The sequence below is a fragment of the Amycolatopsis sp. NPDC051071 genome, assembly GCF_040682875.1.
GTDB lineage: Bacteria > Actinomycetota > Actinomycetes > Mycobacteriales > Pseudonocardiaceae > Amycolatopsis.
The window spans coordinates 58,363-65,113 of the sequence record NZ_JBFBBY010000029.1; the positions used below are offsets into that span (position 1 = coordinate 58,363).

At 69.1% G+C, this 6,751-nt stretch carries 5 protein-coding genes; 2 read left to right on the top strand and 3 right to left on the bottom strand.

Annotated elements, in window-relative coordinates; translation table 11 throughout:
- Window positions 1-167 precede the first annotated feature (167 nt).
- On the top strand, window positions 168-3,272 hold the full coding sequence (locus tag AB0M65_RS12905; protein WP_364025929.1) for a BTAD domain-containing putative transcriptional regulator: 3,105 nt from the start codon (window positions 168-170) through the stop codon (window positions 3,270-3,272).
- On the opposite strand, the gene AB0M65_RS12910 is transcribed toward AB0M65_RS12905, so the two are convergent.
- Both AB0M65_RS12910 and AB0M65_RS12915 read right to left on the bottom strand, forming a co-directional pair.
- Complete coding sequence (locus AB0M65_RS12910; protein WP_364025932.1) at window positions 3,250-4,017, bottom strand: ABC transporter permease; 768 nt, start codon at window positions 4,015-4,017, stop codon at window positions 3,250-3,252. The two genes, AB0M65_RS12905 and AB0M65_RS12910, sit on opposite strands and share 23 nt — an antisense overlap.
- A complete protein-coding gene (locus AB0M65_RS12915; protein ID WP_364025935.1) occupies window positions 4,014-4,973 on the bottom strand; it encodes an ATP-binding cassette domain-containing protein in 960 nt (319 codons plus the stop codon). The genes AB0M65_RS12910 and AB0M65_RS12915 overlap by 4 nt, the downstream gene beginning before the upstream one ends.
- A 337-nt stretch (window positions 4,974-5,310) precedes the next feature.
- Here AB0M65_RS12915 and AB0M65_RS12920 point away from each other — a divergent pair, with 337 nt between their 5' ends.
- Complete coding sequence (locus AB0M65_RS12920) at window positions 5,311-5,829, top strand: DinB family protein (RefSeq protein WP_364025938.1); 519 nt, start codon at window positions 5,311-5,313, stop codon at window positions 5,827-5,829.
- A gap of 29 nt (window positions 5,830-5,858) precedes the next feature.
- Here the strand turns inward: AB0M65_RS12920 and AB0M65_RS12925 are convergent, their stop codons facing one another.
- On the bottom strand, window positions 5,859-6,494 hold the full coding sequence (locus AB0M65_RS12925) for a DUF1345 domain-containing protein (RefSeq protein WP_364025941.1): 636 nt from the start codon (window positions 6,492-6,494) through the stop codon (window positions 5,859-5,861).
- Between the last annotated feature and the right edge of the window lie 257 nt (window positions 6,495-6,751).

Genomic DNA, 6,751 nt, shown 5'->3' on the forward strand with positions numbered 1-6,751 from the left:
GTCACAATTCACGCGAAGGTCTCCAGCAACCACGGCAACATCCTGCGCAAGGATTTCCGCGTTGTCGCCGAGGCTATCCGCGGGGTGGCCGGACCCGGCCCCGGGGAGTCGCTGAAACGCACGCCGGCTTCGGGTGGCGCCGCGCCGGTCCGGCTACCCTGACGAAGGTGACCATCGAGCTGGCGCTGTTGTCGCGGGTGGCCTACCGCGACGTGGAGATCGCCGGTTCCAGGCCCCGCGGCCTGCTGGCGCTCTTGGCGGGCGAACTCCGCGCGGGCTGTAGCACGGGCAGGCTCGTGGACGCGCTGTGGCCGGCCGACCGGCCCGCGCATCCCACGAAGGCACTCCAGCTCGTGGTGTCCCGTCTGCGCGCACGGCTCGGCGCCGACGTCATTCTCAGCACCTCCACGGGTTACCGGCTCGCGTTGGGGGAGAGTCAGGTCGACGCCTCCGCCGTAGTGCTGAGCGCCTCCGCGAGCGAAAACCGTGCTCGCGTTGGCGACCACCAGCTGGCCCTCATCCGCGCCGAAGAAGGCCTCGCGTTGTGCGTGGGAGCTGAAGAGTGGGAGAACGCGCCGGACGACCCGGTGTCCGCGTTGCGAGCGGCGCGGGTGTCGACGTACCGCTCGCTGGTACGTGCCCGGGCCTTGGCGCTGGCCCGGGTGGGCCGGTCGGTCGAGGGCGCCGAGGCGCTCGGAGCGCTGGCACTCGCGTACCCGCGGGACGAGGAAATCCTCGTGGAACTGTTGCGCTGCGAGGCTTCCACCATCGGACCTGCCACCGCGCTTGCCCGGTATGAAGCCTACCGGCGGGCGCTGCGCGAGGAACTGGGCAGCGACCCGGGACCCGCCGTGCGGGACGTTTACCGCGAGCTGCTGCGCAGCGACGCCCCGGCCGTCAGGTGCGGGGTGCGGCAGGAGCCCAACGCCCTGCTCGGCCGGGACAAGGACATCGCCGCGGTGACCGATCTGGTCCGGCTGTCCCGGGTGACCTCGATCGTCGGCGCCGGCGGGCTGGGCAAGACGCGCCTCGCGCACGCGGTCGCTCGTGAGGCCGAACAGCGAGTCGTGCACTTCGTGGGCCTGGCCGGTGTCGCCGCCGACGACGAGGTGGCAGGCGAAGTCGCGTCCGCTCTCGGCGTGCGGGAGGCGGGGCCCGGCCAGGCGGGCAGGCTCGCCGTCCGGGCGGACGTCTTCGGCGGGATCGTCGAGGTCCTCGGACCCGGCCCGGCCCTGCTGGTGCTCGACAACTGCGAGCACGTCGTCGTCGGGGCCGCCGGACTGGCGCAGACCCTGGTGTCCCTGAGTAAAGATCTGCGGGTGCTCGCCACCAGCCGCGCGCCGCTCGGGTTGTCCTCGGAATCGGTGTACCCGTTGCCCGAACTCGACCTGCCGACGATGGTGGAGCTGTTCGGGCGGCGTGCGCGTGCCATCCGGCCGGACGTCGAACTCCCGGTGGAAGCGGTCGGAGACCTGTGCGGACAGCTGGACGGGTTGCCGCTCGCCGTCGAGCTGGCCGCCGCGCGGACACGGGTGATGTCAGTCGCCGAGATCGCCGGTCGCCTCGACGACCGGTTCGCCTTGCTCCGGGGCGGAACGCGCGACTCGCCCGAGAGACATCGCACGCTGCACGCCGTCATCGACTGGAGCTGGCACCTTCTTGACCCTGCCGGGCAAGACGCGATGCGCGTGCTTTCGGTGTTCCCCGGCGGCTTCACCGCGGCCGCCGCGTGTCACCTGCTCGGTGATAACGCCGTGCTGGAGCACTTGGCCGAACAGTCTTTGGTGAAGGTGACCGAAAGCGACGGAGGTACGCGCTTCCGGATGCTGGAGACCGTCCGCGAGTTCAGCACGGCACGCCGGGAGGAGGCAGGCGCGACGGGCGCCGTCGTCGGCCGTTTCCTTCGGTGGGCCCTCGACTTCGGAGCACGGTGGGGGCAGGAGGATTTCCTCGACGGTTCGCTCGCCGTGGACGCGATCCGCGCCGAGCAGGACAACCTCCACCAGGCCCTGCGGTACGGACTCGACCGGGAGGACGGCGCCGCGGTCGCGGTGACCACGGCCCTGCTGGGTGGTCTGTGGGTTAGCGAGTCCAACTTCACCCGCCTGGCGCCGCTGGCGAGGGACACCGCGTGGGTGTTGTCCCATACCCGGCCCGAACCCGCCCTCGTCGAGGCCGTCCGGACGGCGGCAGTGCTGGGCGCGATGATCGCGTTCGTGATGCCGGGGCTGAGTCCGCTGCGTGCACTGGTCACGTTGCGACGTTTGCCGACGGCTCCGCCGGACACCGTGATCCGCGCCGCCCACCTCGCGTTGCGCGCGCCGGACGTCACCGCATTGCGTGAACTGTCTGCAAGCGACGAACCGCTGCCCGCCGCCATCGCCGACTACGTGCTCAGCTACTTCTGGGAGAACGGCAACGACCTGGACAACGCGGTGCGGGCGGCCAGGCGCATGCTCACGCGCGTCGAGGACGGCGGGATACCGATGCTCTCGGCGGTGGCCCACGGCCGGGTCGGCGAGCTGTGCCTGCAGGTCGACCCGGGCGAAGCGGCCTTCCGGCACCTGAGCGCGGCGCTGGTACTCGCCGAGCGGCTCGGCTGGTCGATCGCGGCCAGGGGACGGTGGGCGCTGGTGCTGGCAAACCTGCAGCGCGGCGCGTTCGACGAGGCGGAACTGGGGCTGGAGGAAGCAGTGCGGGGTCTCGCGGACGACTCGGGCCCGGTGCTGTTCGAGCTCTGCGCCCGCGCCGAGATCCTGCTCGGCCGGGGCGAGGTCGAGGGCGGCCTGCGCTTGTGGCGGCAGGCCGCCGAACGACTGAAGAACCCCGGCGGTGACCTGTCCGGGCTGTGGCCGTATGAGGTCGAAGCCGTCGCCGTCGTCACCCACGCGCATCATGACCGGCTCGATCAGGTCCGGGAGATCATCGCCCCGCTGCCGGGAATTCTGGCCGCGATGGCCGGCACGGCGTCGGTCGCGGAGTTTCCGGTGTGCGGCTCGCTCCTGGTGGCGCTGGCGGTGGCGGATCTCGGCCGTGGCGCCACCGCGGAAGGTGTGCGGATGATCGCGCTGGCCGGACGTTTCGGGCTGCTGCGCGAATTCCAGCCGACCATGTCCCCGGCACGGATCACGAAAATCGCTCAGGAAGCCGACAGGCGGGCGTACGACGACGCGGTGTCGTCGTACGCCGCCCTCGATCATGACGGCCTCCGGGCGGCTGTCACCGCGGTGCTGGACTCGCGAGATCAGCTCACTGGCTCGGATCCCGCCTGAACAGCGCCCGCGCCCACAGATAGCCGGCCAGCGCGAGGCCGATACACCAGGCGACGGCGATGATCCCGCTGTTTCCGACGGGTGTGTCCAAAAGCAGTCCTCGCAACGTGTCGATGATCGGCGTGAACGGCTCGTGGGTGGAGAACCAGCGCACCGGCGCGGACATCGACTCCGGCGAGACGAACGCGCTGCTGAGGAACGGCAGCAACTGGACGACGAAGACGAAGGGACTCGTGCCCTCGGCCGTTTTGGCGAGCAGGCCGATCGCGACGGCGATCCACGTGAGCGCGAGGACGAGCAGCGCCAGCAGGCCGATGACGGCCAGCCACCGGACAGGGTCGCCGGTGGGACGGAAACCCAGCAGCAGCGCGACACCGATGACCAGGCCCGCGCTGATCAGCGTGCGTGCCGACGATCCGGCCACATGCCCGGTCAGGACGGCCGCGCGGGAGATCCCCATCGTGCGGAATCGGTTGATGATGCCTTCGGTCATGTCCCGGTTGACGGCCATGGCCGTGGTGGTGGCCCCGTAGCCCACGGTCATCAAGAGGATCCCGGCCACGAGATAGTCGATGTAGCCGTCGCCGCGTGGAGCGGCACCCAGCCCGGCGTTCAGCGCGCCGCCGAAGACGCCGACGAACAGCAGCAGGAGTACCACGGGAAGCCCGATGGTCATGATCATCGTGCCGGGGTTGCGCAGGGTGTGCTTGGCGTTGCGCCGCAGCATGATCACCGCGTCGGTCATCGTGCCGTCTCCTTCGTACCGGTGGGGTGGCCGGTCAAGGCGAAGAAGACGTCGTCGAGGTCCGGCGTGTGCACGGACAACTCCTCGACCTCGATCCCCGCCCGCTCCAGGCGGCCCAGCAGGGCCCGCAACGCCGGGACGCCACCGTCGCCGGGGATCCGCAGAGTGAGGGCCTCGTCGTCCCGGGTTCCGCCGTCGAGGGCGCGCGCCGCCGCGTCGAGACTCGCCACGTCGCCGAAGCGGAGACGCACCTGGCCACCGGGGATGCCGCGTTTGAGTTCCTCCGGAGTGCCCTCCGCGACCAGCTTGCCGTGGTCGAGGACGGCGACCCGGTCGGCCAGTTCGTCGGCCTCGTCCAGATATTGCGTGGTCAGGAAGATCGTGACGCCGTCGGCGACCAGGTCGCGGATGGTCTGCCACATCGTGTGGCGGCTGCGTGGATCCAGCCCCGTGGTCGGCTCGTCGAGGAAGATCACCCGAGGGGCGCCGACCAAGGTCATCGCCAGGTCCAGCCTGCGCCGCATCCCGCCGGAATAGGTCGAAGCCTGACGGCCCGCCGCCTCGACGAGTTCGAAACGGCCGAGCAGTTCCGAGACCCGCTCCTTACCCTCGGCGCGGCCGAGATGGTGCAGATCGGCCATGAGGACGAGGTTCTCTTCGCCGGTGAGCAGATCGTCGACGGCCGAGAACTGGCCGGTGACCCCGATCGCGCGGCGGACCGCGCCGGGCTCCTTGGCCAGGTCGTGCCCGGCGATCCGTGCCCGGCCGCCGTCGGATCCGATCAAGGTGGACAGGATCCGCACCGCGGTGGTCTTGCCCGCGCCGTTCGGGCCCAGCAGCGAAAACGTCGTGCCCGCCTCGACCTCCAGGTCGATGCCGTCGAGCACCACCTTGCCGCCGAACGACTTGCGCAGCCCGGTCACCGAGATCGCCGATCGTGATGGAGCGCTGGTCATGGTCCTCCCCTCGAAACGCGTGGCGTCTGTCGCCACGTTCAGGGGAAGGGTGTGGCCTGCCGGTGTCACCGTGGCTTCACCACGGTGTCGCGGGCGTCCCGCGGGTGGTCGGGTCCGCACCGACTCCGGCGACCGCCGCGTTGACCCCGCCCATGAGGACGCCATAGGATGTCGACGTCGGCGCTTTCACCGGATCTTTCCGGCGCCTGATCTCGGCCGCGGTGTTCGGTTCTGCCCGCGCCGTCCCCTCTCCCCGCCCATCAAAGCGGCACCCCTGTTCTCGAACCCCGCCCTGTCGCCGGGTTCCTCAGTCACGCCAAAGAACGGAGCAAAACCCATGAGTACCAAGAGAATTACCGACGGCAGCGAACGAGTGATCCTGGAGAACATGCTCGATCGCAACCGCGAAGCCCTGATCGAGACCGCACGCGGCCTCTCCGAAACCGACGCTCGCCGTCGGCTTGTCGCGTCACTGACGACACCGATTTCGTTGCTCAAGCATGCCGCGGGTGCCGAGCGGATCTGGTTCCAGCGATTCTGGGCCTGCCTCGACGAATCCGAATGCGACGGATACTCGGCCCGGGACTTGGGCACCTTCACCGTCACGGACGACGAGTCCTTGGCCGACGTGATCGCCGAATACGAACGCGCGAGCCGGCGATCACGGGAGATCGCCGCCCGCTTCGACCTCGACGACACCTTGGACATCCCCGGTGAAGGAACGGTCAGCATGCGATGGACCTTGCTCGCGATGATCGAAGAATTCGCACGGCACGCGGGACACGGCGACATCCTTCGCGAACAGATCGACGAAGGCCGAACTGGTGAGACGGCGGTGCCGACTTCCGGCGTCTGAAGTCCATTATGGACCCGAACGCCCGTTGTTCAGCCGGTGACGACCCCGGCCACCAGGTTGATCGTGGTGGCCAGGATGACGGTGCCGAACAGGTAGGACAGCAGGGTGTGTCTCAATACGACCGCGCGGATCGTCGAACTCGAGACGGCGGTGTCGGACACCTGATAGGTCATGCCGAGGTTGTAGCTGAAGTAAAGGAAGTCCCGATAGGACGGGGGATCGTCCGAATTGAAGTCGATTCCGCCGGTGGGTGTCGAGTAGTAGAGGTGCGCGTAGCGGGTGGCGTACATCAAGTGAAGTTCCGCCCAGGACATGAACACGCCACCCAAGGCGGTCGCCGCTGTCGCGTCCCCGCTGCCGGAATCCCCGAAGACCAGCAGTCCCACCACACTCACCAGCCCGCTGAGGGCCGCCGCGACGATGAAGAGTTCTTCGGTAACGGGGCGAAAATCCTCACGGCGGGCATTCCGCCGGGTGGTGGCGGCGTCCAGTGGCCACAGCACCGTCCAGCCCGCGACGACGAAGGCCGCCGCCGCGACGGCGATTCCCGCCAGGAAGCCCATCGATCCGCGCGTCACCATACCGACGAGCGTGCCGATCACCGCTCCGATGATCACGGCGACAGCGAGCCGCGTGACCGCTGACAGAGGCAACCGACGTTTCATGGGCCACACCGTAGTGTGTCGTGAGTGTTTTGGGTCGTTAGAACGCGCCCGCTTTTAAGCACTTACGCGTCACCTGCGGCGTTGTACGTGATGGCCCCCTTCCTTGCGCCTAGCGCAAGGAAGGGGGCCTTCATGTACTGGGGAAGGTGTGAAGGTCGAGTTTCCTCGGCTGAGCCGCGTGAAGGACCCCTTCCCTCGGCTGAGCCGAGGGAAGGGGTCTCCGCCGGTCCGGACTGGGCGGGCTTCGGCCGGTTGAG